At 47.9% G+C, this 23,564-nt stretch carries 19 protein-coding genes; 13 read left to right on the top strand and 6 right to left on the bottom strand.

Annotation, left to right across the window (positions count from 1 at the left end):
- Nucleotides 1-7: 7 nt before the first annotated feature.
- A complete protein-coding gene (locus MHH25_RS02580) occupies nucleotides 8-2,716 on the top strand; it encodes a PAS domain S-box protein (RefSeq protein ID WP_340019050.1) in 2,709 nt (902 codons plus the stop codon).
- Nucleotides 2,717-2,880: 164 nt separating this feature from the next.
- On the opposite strand, the gene MHH25_RS02585 is transcribed toward MHH25_RS02580, so the two are convergent.
- Nucleotides 2,881-3,834, bottom strand: a complete 954-nt coding sequence (locus MHH25_RS02585) for an L-lactate dehydrogenase (protein ID WP_036607494.1) — start codon at nucleotides 3,832-3,834, stop codon at nucleotides 2,881-2,883.
- Between the two features lie 544 nt (nucleotides 3,835-4,378).
- On the opposite strand from MHH25_RS02585, the gene MHH25_RS02590 reads away from it, so the two are divergent.
- The 5 genes from MHH25_RS02590 (at nucleotide 4,379) to MHH25_RS02610 (ending at nucleotide 9,005) form a co-directional block, all read left to right on the top strand.
- Complete coding sequence (locus MHH25_RS02590) at nucleotides 4,379-5,065, top strand: hypothetical protein (RefSeq protein WP_340019051.1); 687 nt, start codon at nucleotides 4,379-4,381, stop codon at nucleotides 5,063-5,065.
- A 135-nt stretch (nucleotides 5,066-5,200) separates the two neighbouring features.
- Entirely contained in the window at nucleotides 5,201-6,022 is an 822-nt protein-coding gene (locus tag MHH25_RS02595; protein WP_340019052.1) for a protein kinase, read from the top strand.
- 160 nt (nucleotides 6,023-6,182) lie between these two features.
- Nucleotides 6,183-6,431 carry a hypothetical protein gene (locus MHH25_RS02600; RefSeq protein WP_036672183.1) on the top strand — a complete coding sequence of 83 codons (249 nt, stop codon included), beginning with the start codon at nucleotides 6,183-6,185 and terminating at the stop codon, nucleotides 6,429-6,431.
- Nucleotides 6,432-7,070: 639 nt separating this feature from the next.
- On the top strand, nucleotides 7,071-7,817 hold the full coding sequence (gene map, locus MHH25_RS02605; RefSeq protein WP_036607489.1) for a type I methionyl aminopeptidase: 747 nt from the start codon (nucleotides 7,071-7,073) through the stop codon (nucleotides 7,815-7,817).
- Between the two features lie 174 nt (nucleotides 7,818-7,991).
- Entirely contained in the window at nucleotides 7,992-9,005 is a 1,014-nt protein-coding gene (locus MHH25_RS02610) for an NADP-dependent oxidoreductase (protein WP_036607487.1), read from the top strand.
- 119 nt (nucleotides 9,006-9,124) lie between these two features.
- Here the strand turns inward: MHH25_RS02610 and MHH25_RS02615 are convergent, their stop codons facing one another.
- On the bottom strand, nucleotides 9,125-9,610 hold the full coding sequence (locus tag MHH25_RS02615; protein WP_176873064.1) for a cytochrome c biogenesis protein CcdC: 486 nt from the start codon (nucleotides 9,608-9,610) through the stop codon (nucleotides 9,125-9,127).
- Nucleotides 9,611-9,827: 217 nt separating this feature from the next.
- Here MHH25_RS02615 and MHH25_RS02620 point away from each other — a divergent pair, with 217 nt between their 5' ends.
- The 3 genes from MHH25_RS02620 to MHH25_RS02630 all read left to right on the top strand — a co-directional run bounded on the left by MHH25_RS02620 (nucleotide 9,828) and on the right by MHH25_RS02630 (nucleotide 13,590).
- Nucleotides 9,828-10,838, top strand: a complete 1,011-nt coding sequence (locus MHH25_RS02620) for a hypothetical protein (protein ID WP_340019054.1) — start codon at nucleotides 9,828-9,830, stop codon at nucleotides 10,836-10,838.
- Nucleotides 10,839-10,962: 124 nt separating this feature from the next.
- The gene (locus MHH25_RS02625; protein ID WP_340019055.1) at nucleotides 10,963-12,405 is read left to right on the top strand and encodes a glycosyltransferase family 2 protein; all 1,443 of its coding nucleotides are present in this window, start codon (nucleotides 10,963-10,965) and stop codon (nucleotides 12,403-12,405) included.
- 54 nt (nucleotides 12,406-12,459) lie between these two features.
- Nucleotides 12,460-13,590, top strand: a complete 1,131-nt coding sequence (locus MHH25_RS02630) for a hypothetical protein (RefSeq protein WP_340019056.1) — start codon at nucleotides 12,460-12,462, stop codon at nucleotides 13,588-13,590.
- 1,080 nt (nucleotides 13,591-14,670) lie between these two features.
- On the opposite strand, the gene MHH25_RS02635 is transcribed toward MHH25_RS02630, so the two are convergent.
- Nucleotides 14,671-15,243, bottom strand: coding sequence for a TetR-like C-terminal domain-containing protein (locus MHH25_RS02635; RefSeq protein ID WP_036607476.1), 573 nt, complete (start codon nucleotides 15,241-15,243; stop codon nucleotides 14,671-14,673).
- Nucleotides 15,240-15,971, bottom strand: coding sequence for an MBL fold metallo-hydrolase (locus MHH25_RS02640; protein ID WP_340019057.1), 732 nt, complete (start codon nucleotides 15,969-15,971; stop codon nucleotides 15,240-15,242). Before MHH25_RS02640 ends, MHH25_RS02635 begins: the two co-directional genes overlap by 4 nt.
- 430 nt (nucleotides 15,972-16,401) lie before the next feature.
- On the opposite strand from MHH25_RS02640, the gene MHH25_RS02645 reads away from it, so the two are divergent.
- Both MHH25_RS02645 and MHH25_RS02650 read left to right on the top strand, forming a co-directional pair.
- Complete coding sequence (locus MHH25_RS02645; protein ID WP_047840338.1) at nucleotides 16,402-16,866, top strand: Rrf2 family transcriptional regulator; 465 nt, start codon at nucleotides 16,402-16,404, stop codon at nucleotides 16,864-16,866.
- A 263-nt stretch (nucleotides 16,867-17,129) separates the two neighbouring features.
- Complete coding sequence (locus MHH25_RS02650) at nucleotides 17,130-17,756, top strand: nitroreductase family protein (RefSeq protein ID WP_036607468.1); 627 nt, start codon at nucleotides 17,130-17,132, stop codon at nucleotides 17,754-17,756.
- Nucleotides 17,757-17,871: 115 nt separating this feature from the next.
- On the opposite strand, the gene MHH25_RS02655 is transcribed toward MHH25_RS02650, so the two are convergent.
- Together MHH25_RS02655 and MHH25_RS02660 are read right to left on the bottom strand one after the other, a co-directional pair.
- Nucleotides 17,872-18,555, bottom strand: a complete 684-nt coding sequence (locus MHH25_RS02655) for an S-layer homology domain-containing protein (RefSeq protein ID WP_282319572.1) — start codon at nucleotides 18,553-18,555, stop codon at nucleotides 17,872-17,874.
- Between the two features lie 146 nt (nucleotides 18,556-18,701).
- Nucleotides 18,702-19,562 (bottom strand): AraC family transcriptional regulator, encoded by an 861-nt coding sequence (locus MHH25_RS02660; RefSeq protein ID WP_051449821.1) that lies wholly within the window; start codon nucleotides 19,560-19,562, stop codon nucleotides 18,702-18,704.
- Nucleotides 19,563-19,797: 235 nt separating this feature from the next.
- On the opposite strand from MHH25_RS02660, the gene MHH25_RS02665 reads away from it, so the two are divergent.
- Together MHH25_RS02665 and MHH25_RS02670 are read left to right on the top strand one after the other, a co-directional pair.
- The gene (locus MHH25_RS02665) at nucleotides 19,798-20,853 is read left to right on the top strand and encodes a lactonase family protein (RefSeq protein WP_100528619.1); all 1,056 of its coding nucleotides are present in this window, start codon (nucleotides 19,798-19,800) and stop codon (nucleotides 20,851-20,853) included.
- Nucleotides 20,854-21,349: 496 nt separating this feature from the next.
- On the top strand, nucleotides 21,350-23,095 hold the full coding sequence (locus tag MHH25_RS02670) for a rhamnogalacturonan lyase (protein WP_340020438.1): 1,746 nt from the start codon (nucleotides 21,350-21,352) through the stop codon (nucleotides 23,093-23,095).
- Nucleotides 23,096-23,564 lie beyond the last annotated feature (469 nt).

A 23,564-nucleotide genomic window follows, 5' to 3' on the forward strand; every position in this document is an offset into this window, starting at 1 on the left:
GTAAGCCTTGGATATTAATAAAACGGAAACCCTGAAGCGCATTATTTCTGAGGGAAGTTCTTACCAATCACTGTTTTTTAACCATCCGGATGCCATTTATGTAATGGACATCCATGGAAACTATATTGATGCTAATCCCTCGGTAGAGCGGATATCTGGGTATACACTGGATGACTTGATTCGTATGAATCAGAGTGAGATCTGTCCTCCGGACAGTGAAAATTCACGCAAACAATACATTAAAGAGGTACTGGCTGGACGTTCAGTCAGTAATCCCATTACTTTTTATCATAAAGATGGTTCCCTGAAACAGGCAGAGATAACGTATGTGCCTATAACGGAGGGAAAAGAAGTTGTAGGAATCTATGGCATTGCCAAAGATGTTACCGATATCCTGGAAGTGCAACGTGAGCTTAAGGAGGCACAGGAGAAATATCAGGTGCTGGCTGACCATGCACAAGATCTGATTACAACTTGTGCTATGGATGGCGAGTTGTTATACGTTTCCCCTTCCGTGTACACCTTACTGGGTTATAAGCCGGAGGAAGTCATAGGAAAGTCCTTCAAGGATTATTGTTATTCGGGAGATTATCCGGACCCTATGGATCTTTCCAAGATCGGCAATGGCTGCAAGATGCGTGTGTTGCACAAGAAGGGACATTATATCTGGATGGAGACATTGGCGAAACCTGTTGCTGGAGAGCGTGGCAAGAGTGTCCAGATTGTAAGCATCAGCAGGGATATTACCCAGCATAAGGATGCGGAAAGACGTCTTCGGGAAAGCCGTCAGCGATACAGATCGTTGTTCGAACATAACCCGGCAGCTGTGTATTCATTGAATCTGGAAGGTAAATACAGCGCAGTGAACAGCAAACTGGTGCAAATGTTGGATATTCCGCGCAATAAGCTTATTGGCCAGTCTTTTTTATCCAATCTGGATAAATGCGAAGTGCAATATGGCAAACATTATTTTGACATGGTGAAGCAAGGCGAACCGCAATATTATGAGACCCGAATCGTCAATTCAAGTGGTCGGAAAATTGAAGTATCTGTTACGAATGTGCCCATTATTGTGGATAAGGAAATGGTGGGCGTCTATGGGATCGTGTCCGATATTACCGAGCGCAAGGAATACACGGAACGGATTCAGGAGCTCAGCAAGCAACATGAGCTGATTCTCAACACGGTTACGGAAGGAATATTTGGTTTGGATGCGGATGGAATCACCATGTTTATGAATCCAGCAGCAGCTTCGATGTTCGGTTATGAGGCGAAAGAATTCATTGGAAAAAACTCACATCCCATCATCCATCACACCCGTGCAGACGGAAGTCATTTGCCACAAGAAGAATGCCCGATCCACATGACCGTGTTGGATGGACGGATACGTTCAATCAAGGAAGATGTGTTCTGGCGTAAAGATGGCAGCAGTTTTCTGGTGCAGTATCAGGTGACGCCGATTATTGAACAGGGACAGATTCAGGGCGCGGTGGTTGTATTTAATGATGTGACTGGCGAACGTGAAATTGTACGTGCCAAAGAGACAGCTGAGCTGGCAGCTCAGGCCAAGTCGGAATTTCTGTCGATGGTTAGCCATGAGATCCGGACACCGATGAACGGGATCGTGGGGATGACAGAATTGTTGATCGGTACCGATTTATCGGAAGAACAGCGTGAATACGCCGAGATTATTCGAGACAGCGGCGATGCTCTGCTGAACATCCTTAATGATATTTTGGACTTCAGTAAGCTGGAATCCGGGAAAATGGCACTGGCTTATGAACCATTTGCATTACGCAAGATGTTGGAACAGGTTGCCGAACTGTTTAAACCGCGTGCAGATGAGAAACATCTGGAGATCAGATATCGTCTCAATCCGAGCATCCCTGAGTTCATGGTCGGTGACGCCATACGTATTCGGCAGATTCTGGTGAACTTGGTTGGCAATGCGCTCAAGTTCACAGATCAGGGAAGCATTGAGGTTGCCGTGGATATTATCAAGGGCAGAAAGCCTGAAGACAGTGTTCTTGATTTTGCGGTGCAAGATACGGGAATTGGCATCCCCGCTGACAAGCTGGATCAGTTGTTTCAGTCCTTCTCTCAACTACACCCGGTGATTAACCGGAAGTATGGTGGTACCGGACTGGGACTGGTCATCTCCAAGCGACTCGTGGAGATCATGGGAGGTAGTATCAGTGTCGAGAGCATAGAAGGGGAAGGCTCAACCTTCCGGTTTGCTGTTCCTGCGGCGAGTGTAGATGCTTCAGCAGAGCAGACAGCAAGTCAGTTCCATCATGATCGCACACGTCAGAGTGACAAGGTCGCCATGCGTATTCTGGTGGCGGAGGATCATCCGGTGAACCGGAAGATTTTACGAGAATATCTGGAGAAGCTCGGATACCACGCAGATGTATGTACTAATGGTGTGGAAGCAATTGATGCCATCTCTCAGAATGCTTATGATATTGTCCTGATGGATATTCATATGCCTGTGATGGATGGACTGAAGGCGACAGACCTTTTACACCGCCTAATTCCACAGGATCGCATACCTCCAATCATCGCAGTTACAGGCAATGCCAAACGTGAAGATAAGGAAGCTTGTCTGGAGATTGGTATGCGTGATTTTATTAGCAAACCGGTTATGCTGAGTGAGTTGAAGCGGGTGTTACAGCAGTGGGGGCCAAGGGACGAACCTCAGCTTGCACCAAATTGAACAACTACTCAAATCAATTATGAAATTGATTCATCTGGCTGTGAAAAATAATAAACGCAAACATGCCAATAAGACTCCTCGCATGGAGTGTTATTGGCATGTTTGCGTTGGCAGGCTTTTGAAGTTGAGCTGAAGCATACAACGTGGAGTTGTATACGAATGGCTTATACCAATGTCAGACGATTGATGTTACCTGATAGGATTTCACAGGAATTGTTGAATTTCTCACGTTCCGTTGCATCCAGATTCAATTCGATAATCTCTTGAATACCATTGCCACCGATGATTGCAGGAACACCGACGCAGACGTTATGTTGCTCGTACTCTCCATCCAGAATAGCCGATACGGCGATGATCTTGTGTTCGTCATTAAGGATGGAACGAGTGATATGCGCGAGGGCATTGCCGATTCCGAATTGGGTAGAACCTTTACGGGTAAAGATCTCCCAGCCGGCATCCTTTGTTTTGCGTGCAATATCCTCCAGATCCAGATGTTTGAAGCGCTCCTTGTGCTGATCCATAATGTGCATAATCGGTTTGCCACCGATGGTCACATGGGACCAGGCCACGAACTGGGATTCTCCATGCTCCCCGAGAGCATAACCATGCACACTGCGTGGATCGATGGAGAAGACTTCAGACAGCAGTGTTTTGAGTCGTGAAGAATCAATGGACGTGCCTGTACCGATGACGTGTTCGCGCGGGAGGCCGGATAATTTCCATACCATATAAGTTACTATGTCAACCGGATTAGCAGCGACGACAAAAATCCCGTTAAATCCACTGTTCATGATCGGGACCACGATGTCTTTGGCAATCGACTCCGCTTCCTCCAGAATATCCAGCCGTGTTTGTCCTGGCTTGGGATTCGCCCCGGCAGTTAAGATAATCACATCCATATTGCCACAATCGGCATACGTTCCTGCATATACTTTGGTGCGGTTATGTGTGAAGTCCATACAATGGGAAAAATCCAGTGCCTGTGCTACCGCACGGTCATACGTCCGGTCCACCATCATAATTTCCCTGCATATCGATTGATTAATCATGGAATACGCACAACTCGAACCGACAAGACCCGCCCCGATCACCGCTACTTTGCCTGATTTGCCTAACACTGCCGTTCAGCCCCCATTTAGATTGATATTTATCCGTTACTAATGCGTCCTATGTTAAGTATAGTCCTTTATTTTATGCTGGAATCCACTTCTACGTTACATAAGATAACACATGAAAAAGCTGTGCAGCAATGATATCCGCTATCGCGGGAGCGTATTGGAGTAACGGAGTTAACAAAATTGACATGAATAATTCATAATCATACGATTTGACGGCGTTTGCACCTGTGTATTCGACATGACAGCATTCATGTTCGTTGTCGGATTGGGGGTTATTTGTGCGGATCATATACCTGACAAAACTTCTTAGGAATCCGCAGAAACAGAACAAAACCGCCAAAGGGATTTGCCGAGAAGCTGACGAATACATACGGACAAGCAAAAGATAAGCATACTTGATCCATGAGACAGGTTGCCCCGATCCGATGACGGTTCCATAAAGGAACGCTGAAGCCATAATGTTTTTATCCAAGAATCAATTTCATAACTCACTAAAGGTATTATGAAATTGATTCCCAAAAGACTTCATTCCGGGAGGGAATTAATGATGATTGAAGAAGCAGGAGCAACGACGGAAACGGCCAAGAGCCTGGGCATAGGTGCCAGTACTCTTCGTAAATATGCGGCGGCACTGGAAGAACAGGGATACCGGTTCGAACGGTCCGCCAACAAATCGAGACTATTCAAGTCCGACGACATCGAGTGCATTGAACGCCTGATGACCGAACTCAGAGAGCATAATCTACCCCTGGCTGATGCTGTGGTGACTGTATTGGCTCCAGAAGTACCTGTAGCTGTAGTAGAAGTGGATGTACCGGTGGTGGGAATTGAAGGTCTGTCAGAGACGGAATGTGCAGCGACAGTCATGTCATCTGTACTCCCTGAAGAACCTGAAATAATGGGTAATCTGAGATCCTATGAAGGTCTGGGGCAACTGGTAAGTGAGGTGACCTATGGTGCTGTGGAACAACAGCAGGATGATCGGGTACAGCTGCTGCAACAGCGGGTCGATGAACTGGAGCTGACCCTTCAGCATCTGGCGGAGACACATATGGCGCTTCAGGAACAGATGGAGAAACAGCGTCTATGGATGAACGAGAAGCTGGAAGAGGAGCGGGATCGTGAACTCGTAACCAATCTGCGCAGTTTCCAGGGAAGAAAACGCAAACCCAAAGGAGTATCCCTGCGTATGTTGTTCGGGTTCCTGCCCAAGAAGCATAAGGAAGCTTGAGCAACAGGCATTTACCCATCGTGATTTTGCATTATGGGCCTGATATAATAAGCTCCATACAACATGAAGACTGGCAACGAACTGCTCAGTATAGATAAAGACTGAGTGGATTAGGAAGCTGGCGTGGGAGGATCTGTGGAGCTGCGACGAAGTTGGCAAAGATTGCTCGGACTATGGACGGATCGTCCTCGGCGGAAAGGCGCGACCATTGCTGAGCGTTATACAATACAGGAATTGCTGGGTATGGGGAGCTATGGGCTGACATACCTGTGTACAGATGACCAGAACGGCAGGGAAGTGGCATTGAAGGAGTCCAAACCTAGCAAGGGCAGACTCTCTGCGCACCTGTTGGAGCGGGAGGCGGACGTGATGAGACGTCTGCATCATCCGGCGATCCCTGATCTATTGGATGTGTTCACATCTGGGAGACGAAGTTATATCGTTACCGAGTATATTCGTGGACAGACGCTGGAAGATTGCATATTTGAGCAAGGTCTTCGATATACGGAGCGGGAATGTGTGGAATTGGCAGGTCAACTGCTGGCTCCAGTGGCTCATGTGCATGAGCAGGGATATATTCATGGAGATGTGCGAATTCCCAATGTTATTTTACGTGAAGGGACGGTGCATCTGATTGACTTTGGCCTGGCGAGACGCTTGGGGGAGCCGTTGTTGCCGGAGCTAAAGCGACGTATGCGTGAAGTCCCTGAGCCTGAAGATGAACCGGCTACACCGGATCATGATTTGCAGGATATCGGCCACTTTCTTCTCTTTATGCTGTATTCGGCTTATGAGCCAGAGAAGGGCCGTGAACCCGCCAGCTGGCAGGAGGAACTTAAGCTTACGCCGGAATTGCACCAGATGCTGGAGCGACTCCTTGGACTCCGGCCAAGTTATGAGGGTGGAGCGACGGAGTTACAGGCAGAGATCGAGAAAGTGTTGCTGAGATTACAATGAAATAGCTCTGTAGACCGACCTATACTAGTTATCCGTGACCTCTTCGTATGATATCTGCAGGGGTCTTTTTCCTTTTTGCTGAAAATGCAAAACGTATCAAAACAGTGGGTTAAATGATATAATGGATAACAATTACACGTTGAAGGAGGTGATTCATCTTATGCTTAAAAAACTGGAAGGCGATCATGCCGAATTATTCAAAACATGGTTTCATAGCAAAAAAGACACCATTGTGGATATTGAAGGTAAGCATTATTTAATCAAGCCGCTGGAAAACGTGGTTCAGGAAGAAATAGAAAGTGATCTGGAGCTCAAAGCTTTAATTATGCAAGCCAAAAAAGATATTTCTTCGGGTAGGGTCTACTCTACAGATGATATAATTGACGCAATTGAAAAAGGGAATTTATAGATGTTGATCCAGTGGACACCTTCAGCAAGACAGGCTCTCGCTCAAATCAGAAGTGTTCGTTTTACTCAGCAAAATTGATACATACTTATATAGAAACAATAAAGGGGTGTTCTGCTGGCCGTAAGTACGGCTGGCGAACACCCCTTTATTACATATTCATTTATTGTAGCGTCTAATAAGCTGGTGTGATCATTACTCTTTAAAAGCAGTCGTGAAAGCCGCTTAGCTGGAGCTATATTTTCTGCTTTTGTAATACCCGGAGCCACTGCGGCTGTCCCGGTATTTCACATCTGAAGAAGAATAGCGCTTGTAGGAACGCTTGCCTGAGGAGCTGCTGTGACGTTTATATGAGCGCCTGTCGGAGGAGCTATGACGTTTGCGGTGAGATGAAGATTTGGAATCGATAAGTTTGCCAATAATCTTTTTGAACATGAGCTTTCACCCTTTCGACTTCAACTGTTTTAAGCATATACGTGGCCAGATATGGAGGGGTTTCGATTTTTTCATGGATAATTGTATTCATTGGACAGGAGCTTGGCGTATAATAGGATGTTGCTGATTGCGCGGAATTTTTTATTTTGAGCGTTTAGCGTTACAATAGAGGACAGGATAAGATTTTAACGGACAGGAGCAGTTGTTATGATTACAATAAAGACCAAAGAACAGATTGAATATATGAAAAAAGCCGGAGAAATTCTCGCCGCATGCCATAGAGAAATTGCAAAGATGATTCGTCCAGGCATTACGACACAGGAGATCGACCAGTTTGCAGAAGCTTTTATGAAGAAAAATGGCGCTACGCCGGAACAAAAGGGATATAACGGGTACCAATATGCGACATGTGCGTCGGTTAATGATGTGATCTGTCACGGGTTTCCGGGAAAATATGCACTGAAAGACGGCGATATCGTTACAATCGACATGGTGGTTAATCTGAATGGCTGGCTGGCGGATTCGGCTTGGTCATATGCTGTAGGTGAAGTGACTCCGGAAGCACAACATCTGCTGGATGTAACCAAAAACTCTCTGTACAAAGGCATTGAACTTGCCGTGGTGGGCAACCGGATCGGAGATATCTCCAATGCGATTCAAGTGTATGCAGAAGGTGAAGGTCTGTCGGTTGTGCGCGAGTTTATTGGACACGGCATTGGGGAGAAGATGCATGAGGAACCACAAGTCCCTCACTACGGTCCGCCTCATCGGGGTCCGCGTCTCAAGGAAGGCATGGTTATTACGATCGAACCGATGCTGAATATTGGTACGTTCCGAAGTAAGCTGGATTCAGATGGATGGACTGCTCGTACTTTGGATGGAAGTCTGTCTGCCCAGTATGAACATACGATTGCGATTACGGCGGATGGTCCAGTGATTTTGACAGCACAATAATAGCCAAAAGCAGCTACAATGTGACGATATTTGCATATTTCAAGGCGGCCCACGTTTGTGAACCGCCTGTTTCGGTTTAAACTATTAAGAAGTGATAACACAGAGCCAGTGGTAAGTGATCTCAGCTGACAAGGGTTAACCTTGCGTCCACTTGGCAACAAGGAGGTAATTTTGGTGTCTTTAAATAAACAGATCGTACTTGCTTCTCGTCCCGAAGGTGCCCCATCCAGAGAGAATTTCAAATTCATTGATGCACCTCTTCCTGAACCGGAAGCTGGGCAAGTCCTGGTACGTACATTATATTTGTCGGTTGATCCATACATGCGGGGCCGCATGAAAGATACAAAATCCTATGCTGCACCGTACGCGTTAAATGAAGTGATCAAGGGTGGAGCCATTGGACAGGTTGTGGAATCTTCGGAACCGAATCTGCGCAAAGGTGACCTCGTATCCGGTATGTGGGGCTGGCAGCAATATGCCGCAGTGAATACGGCTGATCTTTCGCTAATTGATACCGAAGAAGCACCAATCACGGCTTACCTGGGTGCGCTGGGCCTGACGGGTCTGACGGCTTATTTTGGTATGGAGGATATCGGCAAACCGAAGGACGGCGAAACGGTTGTTGTATCGGGAGCAGCCGGAGCGGTAGGCATGATTGCAGGTCAGATTGGTAAAATTGTGGGAGCACGCGTGGTTGGTATTGCAGGCTCTGATGAGAAATGCGCTTATTTGAAAGAAAAGCTGGGCTTCGATGTGGTGTTGAATTACAAAAAGGAGCAGGATATGTCAGCGGCCATTGAACGGGCTTGCCCGGACGGTGTAGATGTCTACTTTGACAATGTGGGCGGGGACATCTCGGATGCAGTCTTGCGCCACATCAATCGGAATGCACGTATTCCGTTATGCGGTCAGATCTCGTCCTATAATCTGGAGAAGCCGGATATCGGGATGCGACCACAGACGCTGCTGTTAACAAATACAGCATTAATGAAAGGTTTCCTGCTGGGTGACTATACGAAATCCTTCAAGGAAGGCCGCGCCAAGTTGGCGAAATGGATCAAGGAAGGTCATATCCAGTATGAAGAAAACATTGTGGACGGGTTCGAACAGACGCCGGAAGCATTCATGGGTCTTTTCTCGGGAGATAATCTGGGCAAGCAACTGGTTAAGGTTGCAGATCCTGAATAGATATTGAATGGTTTACATGTACAATTAGGTTGAAAACGAAAAGACACGTTCTGCACACCGAGGGTGCAGCAGAACGTGTCTTTTTTATCTGTAAATCTATGCGTGGTCTATGTAGGTGACTAGTGTTCGGCGACCAGCACTTCTTTGTAGTGTTTGTACATATATACACGCCAGCGTACAATCATGCCAAAAGCCAGCAGGAAGAACAATCCGCCTGTTTGCGGAATACTTACATATCGCTGAATGACTTCATGCAGGATCAGGCGTACGGCCAGCAATCCAAGCAAGATAAATGCAAAGCTGCGAGAACGTGTGGCAAAAATTTCTTCACCTACTCGTTCAAACCGTGTACTGCGAATGAGGGGATAGGAGAAGAGGAACCAACCCACCAGAAACGCAATGAATGCCCAGAGTAGAGGAACATGAGTCTCCGGTACAACAAACATGAGAAATCCTGTGCTCATGCCGAGCGGAGGAATAAGGATTTTACGAATGGTCACCGGTCTGTGACTGGCTTTCATGCGGATGAAGATGGCAAGCAGTGCCATGACAAGCATGCCCACGGTTGCTCCGATTTGCAGGTAGTACGGACTGATTTGAGCCACGTAGAACTCCCTCTTTCTGGAATAATATGTTATCCGGAGATCCGGAACCCAATACGAATTGCCGGAATTTTCAGTTCCTATTATATCACAAACGCAGAAAGCCGATAGAAAGCTTAGTGTATCATATACCCGATATGTATTCACAGGGTGTATTTGAAAATTTTGTATTATTGTGCCCGTTGTAAGGCCGTTTATTCGATTAAGGGGAAATCATGCAATGATTGGACAACAATGGATGTATATCAAGCTTATCGGCTCACATCATAGAGGGTGGCTTGCAGGTAATACAGATTGGTTAGTACATGTGGTCAGCCTCATATGTGCAAGTGTACTAGCTTTTTTGCTGGTTATCTACAGTTACATCTTATGGATGAAATATAGCAGTAGACGCAGGGAAAAGGTTAAGACGGTACTGATGCAGGAATTACTTTCCGAAGATTCGGTGTTACAGCAGTATCTGGGCCAAGGACAAGTGAAAGCTGACTTAATGAATATGAGTGGAGATCAACAGAGTGTTTTGCAGCAGCTGTTATTGCAACGGCTTGCTCAAGGTCCGGAAGAGCACGAGATTCTGCGAGTTCGTCTGTTATCCTGGCAAGTCTTTGGAAGTTCATACCGGTCGGTTCTGAAGACGGGAAAGTGGAGTGAACGGGTCAACACGTTGTTATATATTGAACAGTTTCATATGATAGAGCTTCTGCCCAGGTTAGAGGATATGCTGCGGGTTACTTCCTGTACGCCGCTTGAACGCTTCATCATATTGCGCATATATGCCAGAACCGGTTATTTCAGAATCGTGAAGGAATTGATGCGTGAGCAATATGTATGGTCCGATACGCAGTATCTGCAGATTCTGCTGTTGCTTACCGATTCATCCTGGACTCGTCTGAAGGATCATTTTAAGGATGTACCTTACCAGGTCCAGTCTAATATCGTCCATGCCATTCGTATTCGAGATGACCAGACGGAGGGTGCCGTTGTACTACTGGAGAAGCTCATTCTTGGAGAGGATGCGTTGCTGCGTACCCATGCTTATCAGGCATTGGCTCAAGTGAGCAGAGGTCGCGAAGAGTTGCTGAAGGGGCTGTTGCTGGTATGGAACGCATCTGGTGAGGAAAGGCAACGCTCTGAAAGACTAACCGTGACCCAGCTTATGGGTACTGTTCATGCGGATGCTTTTATTCCTAGACTGAAGGTAATGATGGGTGATCCTTCTTTTCAGATCTGACAGGAAGCGGCGAACTCTCTTGCCCGGTACGAGCAGGGACTTGAAGAGCTCCGGGATACGGCTGTAAACCATCCGGATAGATATGCAAGGCAGATAGCGGAGGAAACGCTGGAAAGGATGCAGTATGGACGAAAGATGGATTGAGATGCTGCGGAGTTTTGTTTTGGCATGTTACGAGGGGATATTTATCTATCTGGTGTTAGCAATTGTGATGTGTAGTGTTCTGGTCGTTGCTGCCGCTCGCACATTGATCCGCCGGAGGGATCTGGACCCGCTGCAATATCATGAGATGTTGGATGAAGAACTGGCTCCTGCAGTATCCCTGCTTGTTCCGGTGCGGAATAGCGAGGATACGATCGTACAGCGAATCAGTTGTCTGCTGGATATGCAGTATGCACGTTATGAGGTTATTATCATTAATGATGGATCAGAGGATGAGACCATGCGGCGTCTAAAAGAAACCTATGATCTGATGCCCATTCGGAGTAAAGTTCATTATTCGGGACTCGGTCAGGAGACGGCTCAGATTAAATGTGTCTACCAATCCAGATTACATCATCGTCTGGTTGTGATCGACAAGGAGTATGGGGGACGAATGGACTCCCTGAATGCCGGTCTGAATATCTCGCAATATCCTTATATCGCCTCTGTTGGACCCAGGACAGTTCTGGAACGGGATGCATTGGTGAAGATTATGAAGCCCGTTATGGATGCTCTCCCAGGAGAAGAGGTCGTTGCTTGTAGTGGACGAGTAGATCTCATGGCCTCCAGAAATACGAATCAAACGGATTTAACCCACAACGGCGCAAGAAGGACGGGCAGTACGTTGTTGGTAATGCAGACCATTGAATACGTGCGTGCTTTTCTGATTAGCGGTGTGGGCCTTGTTCGTTATAATATTAATGTGCTTTTATTTACGTCTGAAGTATTCGGTATATTCAAAAAGAACCGGGTGTTGGAAGTTGGCGGTTACAAGCGCGATGACCAGGTCGCTCACATGGAACTGGTGATGCGGTTACAGAAACATATGAAGCAGATCCGGGAGCGTGGCCGTATTATATATATTCCCGATCCGATCTGCAGGGTAGAAGTACCCGGTACATGGCGTCAGCTGTGCAGACAGCGTATCGGTTGGCACATGCAGCTTGCAAGCAGTCTATGGACTCAGCGGAGCATGATCTTCAATCCGGCCTATGGCTGGATGGGGATGGTATCCATCCCTTATTTTATTTTGATCGAATTGTTGGGGCCTGTGTTGGAACTGGGAGCGATCGTGCTGTTCATTGCAGGCATAGGGCTACAGTGGGTGGATATTAACCTATGCATCATTCTCGTTCTGCTACTGACCCTCTATGGTTCCTTGTTGTCCGCAAGTGTGGTGATGTTCGAAATATGGTGTTCACGCAAGGCATATACGTCCCGAGAGGTGACACGTCTGCTGTTGTATGCATGTACGGAGACATTCTGGTTCAGACCGCTGAATAACATATCCCGTATATATGGCATGTTGCAGGCTATGGGATTGCGGAAGGCAGAGGAAAAGGACAGCAGACATGGATTAGGGTAATCTAACGATCGATCCTGACAATACCTTGGAACAGAGCAAGGAGGAATACGCTTCATGAAAAAAAGTTACAGGCCAGCCACGATGTGGACGTTGGCTTGTTTTACAGTGGTATCGGTGGTGCTGGTTGTCCCATGGATTATGTGGCAATCCCAGGCCCCGGTTTCACTGAACATCATGATTATTGACAAGAGCAGACCGGACTTGTCCTATCAGGGGCACAAGGGGTTGGTTTGGCTTCTGAATCAACAGAAGATTGTACAGCACACAGGGGAATACTACTCGTATGAAGAGGATTATTACGGTTATGATCTTCAGAACGGGCTTCCACGGATGAAGCAACTGCTGCCTGATGAGGTGACAGATACGGATCTGATCTATCTGACGGCGAATCGGAGTAGTCTGTCTGCACAGAAGAGTGAAGGGAAACAAGGCGGAATCTATGAAGGATTAACGATATATGATGTGCAGAAAATCCGCGAGGCTGCGTATAAAGGGGTAACGATTGTTGCCGAATACAGTGCATTGGCAAATACGGCTTCCAAGATGACAAGAGAGCAACTATACCCCATCTTGGGTGTGGACAGCAGTGGATGGCAAGGGAAATCGGTATCTAATCTGCAAAGTATAGAAGAAGTACCCCGTTGGATTCGGACGAACTATGAGCAGCAAGAGAAGAAGAAATGGTCTTATCACGGAGCGGGTATGCTGCTGATCCATATGGATGGACAGGTCATGGTACTGGCGAAAGGTCCGGATGTGAAGACAGGCAATATACAGATTGCATTTACACCGGAAGGTAGTGATTGGAGCGGCATAACCCAGGATATACATTATAGTGGCTGGTTCGATATCATTGTGCCGCAAGAGAAGAACTCCATACTGGCCTGGTATAAGACGGATCTGACGGAGACAGGTGAGCAGAAGCTGGTGGATGCAGGAATTCCTGCGGAATTTGCTGCACTGGTCCGGTACGACGACTATAATCGGTCGTATTACATGGCAGGGTCCTTTGGAGAGATGAAGCATTATTCCTTCTGGCGCCGAATCCGGGGATGGGAGGTCGTCCGGTCCAAACTTACGCCAGATCAGAAAGATATTCCGGACATGTTCTACTGGAAAGTGTACGTGCCCGTGATGAAGCATATTTTGAATGAAGTGCAGGATGGACGGCAGCAATGGCCATAGATAGATTATCGAGAACCGTTTCGATGGAAAAAGGGAAGCCAAAGTCCATTCCACCTTTCGAGAGGAACGGGAGATGTACATAATAGAGAAGTGCGTGTTGTGAGTGGCAAAAGTGTGGTTGAGAGACAGGGCGGATCAAGTAAGGATCAGATTGCCAGGTGAAATGGGACTGGGACTGGGTCGATTGAATACGTTTCAGACCCTTTCCACCATGAACAATGGGAGTTGTAGCTAGATCCGAAACAAGAATTATCCCGCTGCGGCGTACATGTAGTGAGATCTATTAAATGATTCGTATTAGGACACGTATTAAAACAAGTACTAAAGTGTGCATCACGACCAGGGTAAGATCCTTATCTAGAATCGCAACAATGTGTGCACTGAACTGTAGCGTGATCTATACATGAATAGTAATAAAACATGTACTACTATGTGTATTGCGAGCAAGGTAACATCCTTATCTAGTCATGTACCTGCATCCGCTTGATCAATACAATTTGGAGCATGATCGCTCCGTATTTAGAGACCATAACACAATGTGTGTCTGGACTTATGCGCCAATATGATGAGTGGACGAGTGTCTATGGCATCGTGATCTGAAGCACCGTACGTAGCACATTCTAACGAACTCAGCACATCTTATATGTCCTAATTTGGTACGTTGGTAAATGTAACGAATCACAGACACGTTAAATGACGGAATATACTCATTATTTCTGTCCCGCAGCCAGTTTTCTGCGAAATAGGACGTGTGGAGTTCGTTAGTTGTTGTTATTCGCTCTAATCGCCGCTATAGAGTGTCCTCGGTTCGTTAGATTTTGGTCAGAGGACACCGATCATGGCATCACGCAACCGAGGCGCCCCTTTTTCTTTTGTATTAAAAGAAATTGTAAAGAAAGAAATTATAAAGAACACAAGCCGATGAAAGATGAATTCAAAGTGGATGTTAATGTGTTAAAAGTCATTGGCGCAACTATAGCATTATTACTGCCAAATCTATGGGATGTACCAGTACACGGCAATGTAAAAAGGACTGCAGATCCTATGCAGTCCTTTTTCATGATGCAATGCGTGGCTTAACTAGTCCTGGTGAAGATGCCGGAGTCCGTGCAGGAAGGCGGATACGGTCAGACGCAGACTTTCGTCCGGATCAAAGTCCATGCCGAAGCCGCCCTGTGCCTCAATGGAGGCAAATCCATGGCAGAGGCTGCGCAAACCACGAACGGCGTGCAATGCTTCCGCTTCGGTTAGCGGGTAGGGCTGCAAGCTGTGCAGCAGCAACTCCAGTGTGGCTGTGCTGGCCGCGGCGAGCTGTGGCTCTTCGCGGTCCGGTGCATGAAATGAGGCTTCATAGAGCCCAGGGTGCTCGCGAACGAAGCCAATGTATGCCGCAGCGATGGCCTGAATGGCATCATCGCCAGTTCGGTCAGCGATAGCCGCGGTTAATGCGCGGCTAAGCTGTTGCACGGACATCAGCGCCATTTCCTGGCGAAGCCCGGGAAGTCCGCTGATGTGGTTGTAGAGCGACGGCGAGCGCACATCCAGCCGCTGTGCCAACGCGGCCAGTGTCAGCGCCTGAAAGCCGTCGCTGTCAGCAAGCTGGGTGGCAGCGCTGAGCAGAGCGCCGCGATCCAGCCCTTGCCGGGGGCTCATAGTTGCCCCCCGGCAAGATCAAACCGCTGCTGTGCATCAGCGGTTGCCGCGCGCATGGCGGCCGCGGGCTGGCGCAGCATCCGTCCGTGGCCTACAGCCAGCACGGACGGTTCCAGCTCCGCCAGGCGCTTCGCGCTGGCCAGAGCCGCTTCGCGGTTCCACGTCGCCAGCGCGGGGAACGGGAAGAGCGGGCGCACGCGGCCGGATACGGCAAGGCCGCCTTGCAGCTGGTACGCGTCGCCAGCGATGAGCACGCGGCTGCGCGTATCCATGAAGGACATATGCCCCGGCGTATGTCCTGGTGAGGCAACGGCGACCAGTGAACCAATCTGGTCACCGTCATCCAGCAAGTGGTTTGGCTGGGTGCGCACCGCTTTGGGCTTAGGCACGCCGCCGCGTACCGGGGTTTGTGGCTCACCAGGAAGAAGGGAAGTATCACCCGCCAATAGCCGGGCATCCCGTCTGGAGATGAAGACCTCGGCTTGAGGCAGTGCCTCTTTGAGACGATCCAATGCACCAATATGGTCGCTATGCGCGTGAGTCAGAATGATCTTGGTAATGGGCTTTCCAAGGGACTGGGCAGTTGCCAAAATCCCCTTAAGACTGACCGGTATTCCGGCATCAATCAGGGTTAAACCATCTTCCTCTTCAACCAGGTATACGTTCACAGGGAAGAGTCTTGGGAAAAAAGTAACTTGAACGACATCAAATTCTCGGGTAATACGCATCGTTAAACCCTCCTAAAAACTAATGGTATTAGTATAATAACTAATGGGATTAGTTTTAGCAATACCTGTTGTTTAATTTATTCAAATAAAAAAAATTTAAAATAATGATGCACTTTACAAAAAAAGCGTTTTCAAATTGGGGATTACCGATTATAATAATCACGTAAGCCCTTTCATATGTCTATCTTATTGGAGCCCTTCGCGTAGCGGAAGGCTCACTTTTTTGTTCTTTTTGGATTAAAATGAAGACGGGATGTTCATCCTAGCTTAATTGTGTTGATGAGCTGTAAGTATTGGTATAACAGGAAAAATCACGTTTGATCTCCACGCTGGGTGAAAGTTGACAAACATAACTGTTATTCATATAATGACAGTTATACTTACCTTGAGTTGGAGTTCATCGGTGTTGTAAGCCGGGAAGGAGTAAGTTATGAACAGTGAATTTACCATAGCGGTGCATTGTCTTGTTTTTCTGTCGATGAGAGATGAGTGTATGGCCAATAGTGAAGATTTGTCCCAGAGTGTGGGTACACACCCGGCCAGAGTCCGTAAGGTACTTAGTGTTCTGCGCAAGCATGGTTACCTGACGACCAAGGAAGGTGCTCATGGTGGGTACTTGCTTAGCCGTCCGAGTGAAGAGATCAAGCTTGGAGAATTGTACAGACTGGTAGCTGGTGGTTCACTCGGTCCCAACTGGTGCTCAGGGGAGTCCGGTTCATCATGCGTGGTATCTTCCAATATGCAGGATGTGATGGGGAACATTTATAATGGTGGCGAAGAGGCGCTCAGCGCTTATTTTGATCGTATATCCATTCAGGATGTGAAAGAACGCATAGGTCATGGGGAAACGTTAAACTTATCGCTGAAGGGATTATCTGCAAAGGAGAAGTCCTGACGGAGTCCACAACGAATGGTCCTCCATGAATAGGGTCTTGGTTTAGTCAGGCATGGTGGACAAGTTACGGCATGGGCGTATGCTCCGGTGAAAGATCCATTGATGTTCTCAAGCGATTCCGGGCATAACCTGAACACAGATGAGGAGAGATCGTCTGCGCTGATGTTATTTTCGGAAGGAAAATCCCTGGTAGAGTAAACTTCGAGATCACCTTGCGAAAGTAAAAGAAGTATAAACAAACTAGATTCTGGGGAGTGGAACACATGTCAGGCATTGAAAAAAATGAAACACTTCGCGTTATTAGCGAACGCCATGCTGTCAAAAAGTACGAAAAAGGTTTTGAATTGCCTGAAGCTGATCTCAATGCGATTCTGACAGCAGCTGCGGAAGCACCATCTTCATGGAACCTGCAACACTGGAGATTCCTCGTGATTGAATCCGAAGCAGACAAAGCGAAATTGCTGCCAGTTGCTTACGGTCAAAGTCAGATCGTGGAAAGTTCGGTTACGATTGCTGTTCTTGGAGATTTGGAAGCAAACCGTAACACCGTAATCTACGATCAAGCTGTTGAAGCAGGCGCACTGACTGCTGAGGTTCGTGACGCATTGGTTGGACAGATCAACGGTGCTTACCAAAGCCCGCAAATCGCTCGCGATGAAGCGATCCGCAATGCATCTTTTGCTTCCCAAAATATTATGATTGCTGCACGCTCCCTGGGTTACGATACATGTCCAATCGGTGGATATAATCCACAAAAACTGATGGAAACATTCAACATTCCTGCACGATTTGTGCCAACGTTGTTGATTACTGTAGGTAAAGCTGCACAGCCAGCTCGCCCATCAGGACGTTTACCGTTGTCTGAGGTAGTTGTTAAAGGTTCTTTCTAAGTTAGAAAGTTAAATCTGATGATTGCATCAGTGATATAGGTATAATACAAACGGCCGCACTTTCCTGTTGAGGGAAGGTGCGGCTGTTTGGCATACTGCTTCCACCAAGGAAGTATTACTTCTCAGGTGTTTCCGGGATTTGTGGTGCATGGAACGATTCCATGTACTCGATTGCGTTATACATCATCACTGCTGCTTCGGCGCGAGTAATCGTTTGTTTGGGATTGAAGTTTCCGTCGGCATCCAGTTCATTGATTTTGAGAACGAGTGAACGCTGAATGGCACCTTGATACTCTGGCGTCAGCTCCTGTTCGTCGGTAATGTCCACAGGTTTGATATTAATCATCGGCAGACCGCCTTTGGCTTCGATGCCTTGCATCAGGAACAGTGTGAATTGTTCACGAGTAAGCGGTTTGGACGGATCGATACCCTGTGACATCTGAATGCCATTATATTGTGCGCGGATAAATGCATCACTGTACCATACGCCATCTTTTACAGCAGAGAAGTAGTCACTTGGTACCGGCATTTTGATAAAACGAATCGTGTCCAGATTCAGATTCAGGCCGTCCGCAATCAGTTGAATGCCCTGAGCGGTATTTAACTCCAGTTCAGGTTTGAACAAGCTGTCACTCACACCTTTGATGAAGCCATCTTTATGGAGAGATTCGATTTTGTCTGCGCCTGCGATACCTTGAATATCCGTGAATTGGGCCTGCGCAGCGTTGATCGGGCCTGCACTTAGAGACAGCGTGAGCAGAGCTCCCGCAGTTAATGTAGCAAGTATATTTTTTTTCATGATAGGTTCGCCTCACTTTTCCAGGGATGATCCCTTTATATAAAAGTTATTTGCCCCTATAGACGACCCTTCTGTTCAAAAGGTTGCTGCAATTTTCCAACTGAAATTCATAATCATCTGGATAGGGCTAAGAGAAGGCATTGTCTCTAACCTTTGGATTTATTTCGATAATCGGTGGGTGAACGTCCCATCATTTTGCTGAACAGACGGGAGAAGTAGTACGGATCTTTGAATCCAAGCTCGGAGCTGATCTGCTTCACGGTCCAATCGGTAAAATCCAGATAGCGGCAGGAATGCTGAATCTTCAGCCGCAGGAAATAATCGATGGGCGAATGCCCCGTAGCTTGCTTGAATAACTGAGAGTAATGAGGGACAGACAGCCGCGCGTGAGCCGCCAGTTCCTTGAGGGTGATTCCATTCTCCAGGTGCTCCAGCATATATTGAACGGATTGTTCGGCCGCACGTTTGCTGCTCACGATCCCACCATCTGACCCTGTCGTCTCCGGTCCATAAGCGAGCATGCCCAGCATATAGCCAATAATCTGGGAGGCATACGTCATCGTCTGCATGGAGTAACCCGTCTCAAGTGCGCCGTAACATTCATGGAACAGCTCAAGCCATTTTTGAGCCTTGGCCGGTGGCATGGTAGTAATATGATGAGTTAACAAGGGTTCTATGTAGTCTAAAGCGTGTTCCCCACGCAGATGAATCCAGAAGATGCTCCATGGTTCAGCTGCGTTGGCTCCGTACACATGAGGGACATGTGCAGGTAATATAACGAGGTTTCCCGGGCTGACATCATAAGTCTTGCTGCCATCCATCGTATACCAGCCTGTGCCTTGGGCACAGTACATCAGAATGTGTGATTCACAACCATCGGGACGATCACGGTAATGATGCTCCGCCTCGTGAAAGTAACCGATATCGGTAACATATAATCCGGACGTGACCGGATAAGCTGCGGTTTCTTGCAGCAGGGAGTCCGGCAGCACAATGAGTTTTTGCATACGAAATCCGTCAGATTTACGCAGTAGGGGGGGGCTGTTGTTAGGTCTCATACTTTGTATTATGGTGAGAGGTGATAAGGGAGTCAATGCCAGATATGAGATCGCTCACTGGGGTTGTTCTCGATTTAGAAAGCCACGTTACAGGAAGTGAAGCAGTTGCTCGTGAATTGGGTAAGTACATACCAGTGGGAAGAATCAGAACAGTGAATATACAGGATAAGGGAGAGATTTAGATATGGAGCCAGTCAAAACACAGGAAACGCTTTTCTACACAGGTACGTATGCGTCAGCGGATGAACCCGGAATATTCCTATGTGCGTTGAATGCGGATACAGGAGAGATGCGAATCGTCAATCACATGGATGGTGTGGATAATCCGTCTTATCTGGCGCTAAGCCCGGATGGAAACTGTCTGTATGTGGCGAGTGAAACGGACGAGGGAGAGGTGTTGGTCTATCGGAGAGATGCGGCAACAAGTGAGCTGCACCTGATGGATCGAAAACAGACCAGAGGGGCTTCTCCATGTTATGTGTCTATCTCCAAGGATGGTCAGTGGGTGTTCTCATCCAACTATAGCAGCGGCAGTGTCAATGTATTCCCGGTTGGCGATCAGGGGACGCTTGGTGAGATGAGTGCATGGGTGGAGCACACGGGAAGTGGAATCAACGAAGAACGCCAGGAAGGGCCGCATGCACACTCCATTCAACCCGATCCGTCCGGGCAGTATGCTGTCGTATGTGACCTCGGTCTGGATCAGATCATTGTGTATCGGTTGGAAGAGGGACGTCTGGTTACCCATCGTGAGATGGATCAGCCACCAGGCGCAGGGCCAAGGCATCTTGTGTTCCATCCCAACTCGAAGTGGGCTTATGTGATCAACGAATTGGACAATACGGTTACGGCATTCCTGTACGATGAGCGCAGAGGGGAGTTCACTACGGTGCAGCACATTTCCACACTTCCAGAAGGGCATAAAGGAGAGGGTACGGCTGCAGACATCCGTGTATCTCCATGTGGACGTTTCCTGTATGCATCCAATCGGGGAGATGACAGCATCGTGCTCTATCATATTGACCAGGAGAGCGGTAAGTTGGAAGCCGTAGAGTGGACGTCCACGATTGGGCAGACACCGCGTAACTTTAATATTTTGCCAGGTGGGATTCTGGTCGTGGCGAATCAGGACAGCAATAACCTCGTAGGTTTCCAGATCAGTGAAGAAGACGGACGCCTGACGCATAACGGGTTCAAGCTGGAACTGCCTCGTCCGGTATGTATTGCTCCTGTGGTATAAAAGTTGTAATACGGTGAAGTGAACGTGGAATATTACATCTAAAGAGTGGTCTATAAGCTGTAAAATCATGGAGAACACATGGTTTTACAGCTTTTTTAGTCTTTTATGCGAACATGGGAATCGTCCCATATCCGTGAGTCAGTTGATTGCGACTCCAGTCGACTGAAGCAATCGAAGAACGGGCAACGGCTAGCCAAAGGATAAATCCTTTGGCTTTTTTCATGTACCACCATCCAATTACTAAATTAGACCTATAGATGGAATTATATGTTTAATTTAAAATAAATATATTAAAGCGCTTACATAAAAAGATGGCGCTACAAGGGCATCGGGCTTACCAAACCAATTGGGGAGGCAATTGTTTATGGGGAATCGATCATCATTGTGGAAGCGCACATTACGTACAGTCGGAGTATCGTTACTGAGTTCAGCGTTACTGGTTACTTCGCTTGGCCTTGGTAACACGCCGGTAACACATGCAGCGGGAGCACGGCAGATGGAATATCTGGATCGCGGTGTGGTGGCTGTGAAGACCGGGGCAGGTGTGTTTGTCAGTTGGCGGCTTCTGGGAACGGAAGGATCGAATGTATCGTTTAACGTCTATCGAGATGGAACCAAGGTGAACGCTACGCCCATAACAAATAGCACCAACCTTCAGGATGCAAGCGGGACAAGCAGTTCCAAATATACAGTTCGCGCTGTCGTCAGTGGAACGGAGCAGGCTGCTTCAGCGGTAGCAAGCGTATGGGGCAATAACTATCTATCTGTACCGCTCAGTGTACCCGCAGGTGGGACAACACCCGATGGAGTAGCCTACACCTACAGTGCCAATGATGCCAGCGCAGGTGACCTGGATGGTGATGGTGAGTATGAATTGATTGTGAAGTGGGACCCTTCCAACTCCAAGGATAACTCCCAGAGTGGTTATACCGGGGAAGTGTTTATCGATGCCTACAAATTAAACGGGACACGCCTCTGGCGGATTAGTCTGGGCAAAAACATCCGTGCCGGCGCTCATTACACCCAGTTCATGGTGTATGATCTCGACGGTGACGGCAAAGCCGAAGTTGCGATGAAAACAGCCGATGGCACCAAGGATGGCACTGGCGTGGTCATCGGGGATGCAAGCAAGGATTACCGCAATTCCAGCGGTTATGTGTTGTCTGGTCCCGAATTCCTGACGGTTTTCAATGGGCAGACTGGCAAAGCGCTCTCCACGGTGAACTACGAACCGGCGCGTGGCAATGTATCCAGTTGGGGGGATAACTACGGCAATCGGGTGGACCGATTCCTTGCCGCCATTGCTTATCTGGATGGAGAGCGCCCAAGTCTGGTCATGGCGCGTGGGTACTACACCCGCACAGTGCTCGTGGCTTATAACTGGCGGAATGGACAGCTGACCAAACAATGGACATTTGATTCCAATACCTCCGGTAACTCGGGTTATGCCGGGCAGGGCAATCATAATCTGAGTGTGGCGGACGTAGACGGAGATGGGAAAGACGAGATCGTTTATGGTGCCATGGCAGTGGATGATAACGGCAAAGGATTGTACACAACAGGACTTCATCATGGCGATGCCATGCATCTGAGTGACCTCGACCCGGACCGCCCTGGACTTGAGGTATTTCAGGTTCATGAGACACCGTCCAATGCCGGCGTTGAGTTCCGTGACGCAGGTACAGGCCAGTTAATCTGGGGAGTCAAAACAACAAAGGATATTGGACGTGGCATGGCGGCAGATATCGATCCAAGATATAAAGGCGCTGAAGTATGGGCAGACGGCAGTCTGTACACAGCCAAAGGGCAGAAACTCGGGACAACCTTGCCGTCCTCCACGAATTTTGGCATCTGGTGGGATGGGGATCTGCTCCGTGAACTGCTGGACAGCAACCGAATCGATAAGTGGAACTATGCTAACAGCACAACGATGAACCTGCTCACCGCTTCCGGCGTATCTTCCAATAACGGAACCAAGTCTACGCCGAATCTGCAGGCCGATCTGTTCGGGGACTGGAGAGAAGAAGTGGTATGGCGGACGAATGACAGCTCAGCACTGCGGATCTATACCACTACAGCAGTTACGGACAAACGCATCTATACGCTGATGCATGATCCAGTGTACCGTCTTGGCGTCGCTTGGCAAAATGTAGCCTACAATCAACCGCCACACACCGGTTTTTATCTGGGAGAAGGCATGAGCACACCACCGGTACCCAATATCCGGTATGCGGGCAGATGAGGAATGGATAAGGTGTGGCCGTCCAATTCCGTTTATGTTTACAATAGCCAGCGAAGTATGGGATTCGCTGAAGGGAGCAACGGACGCTGGTTCGTTGTTCCTCTTTTTTTTGCCAATAGGCCAGAAATCCGGTAAAAATCGGAAAAAACGTTTGACAGGTATATAGACTGCCTTTATTATACGTATATAACTTACTAAACAGGTAGGAATAATAAAAATGAATCTGTTTTCATTGTGAAAACGGTCATTTACAGACAGATGCAACCATGCAACCTGAACAGAATAACGTTCTCACCGTATAGACGGAGGAACACCGCAGCGCATCCTTTCCAGATGGAGCATGCACGGCCTTAAGCCGGCATGACTTTATGGGGAGAAGTGCGCGGGGGTTCCTCCGTCTTCTTGTTTTTTACGGGGCGTTTGATCCTGTTCAGCCGGCCTGAGGTAGTCATGCAGATCTATATCGGGG

The sequence above is a fragment of the Paenibacillus sp. FSL H3-0457 genome (genome assembly GCF_037981725.1).
In the GTDB taxonomy this organism is placed as follows: Bacteria; Bacillota; Bacilli; order Paenibacillales; family Paenibacillaceae; genus Paenibacillus; species Paenibacillus amylolyticus.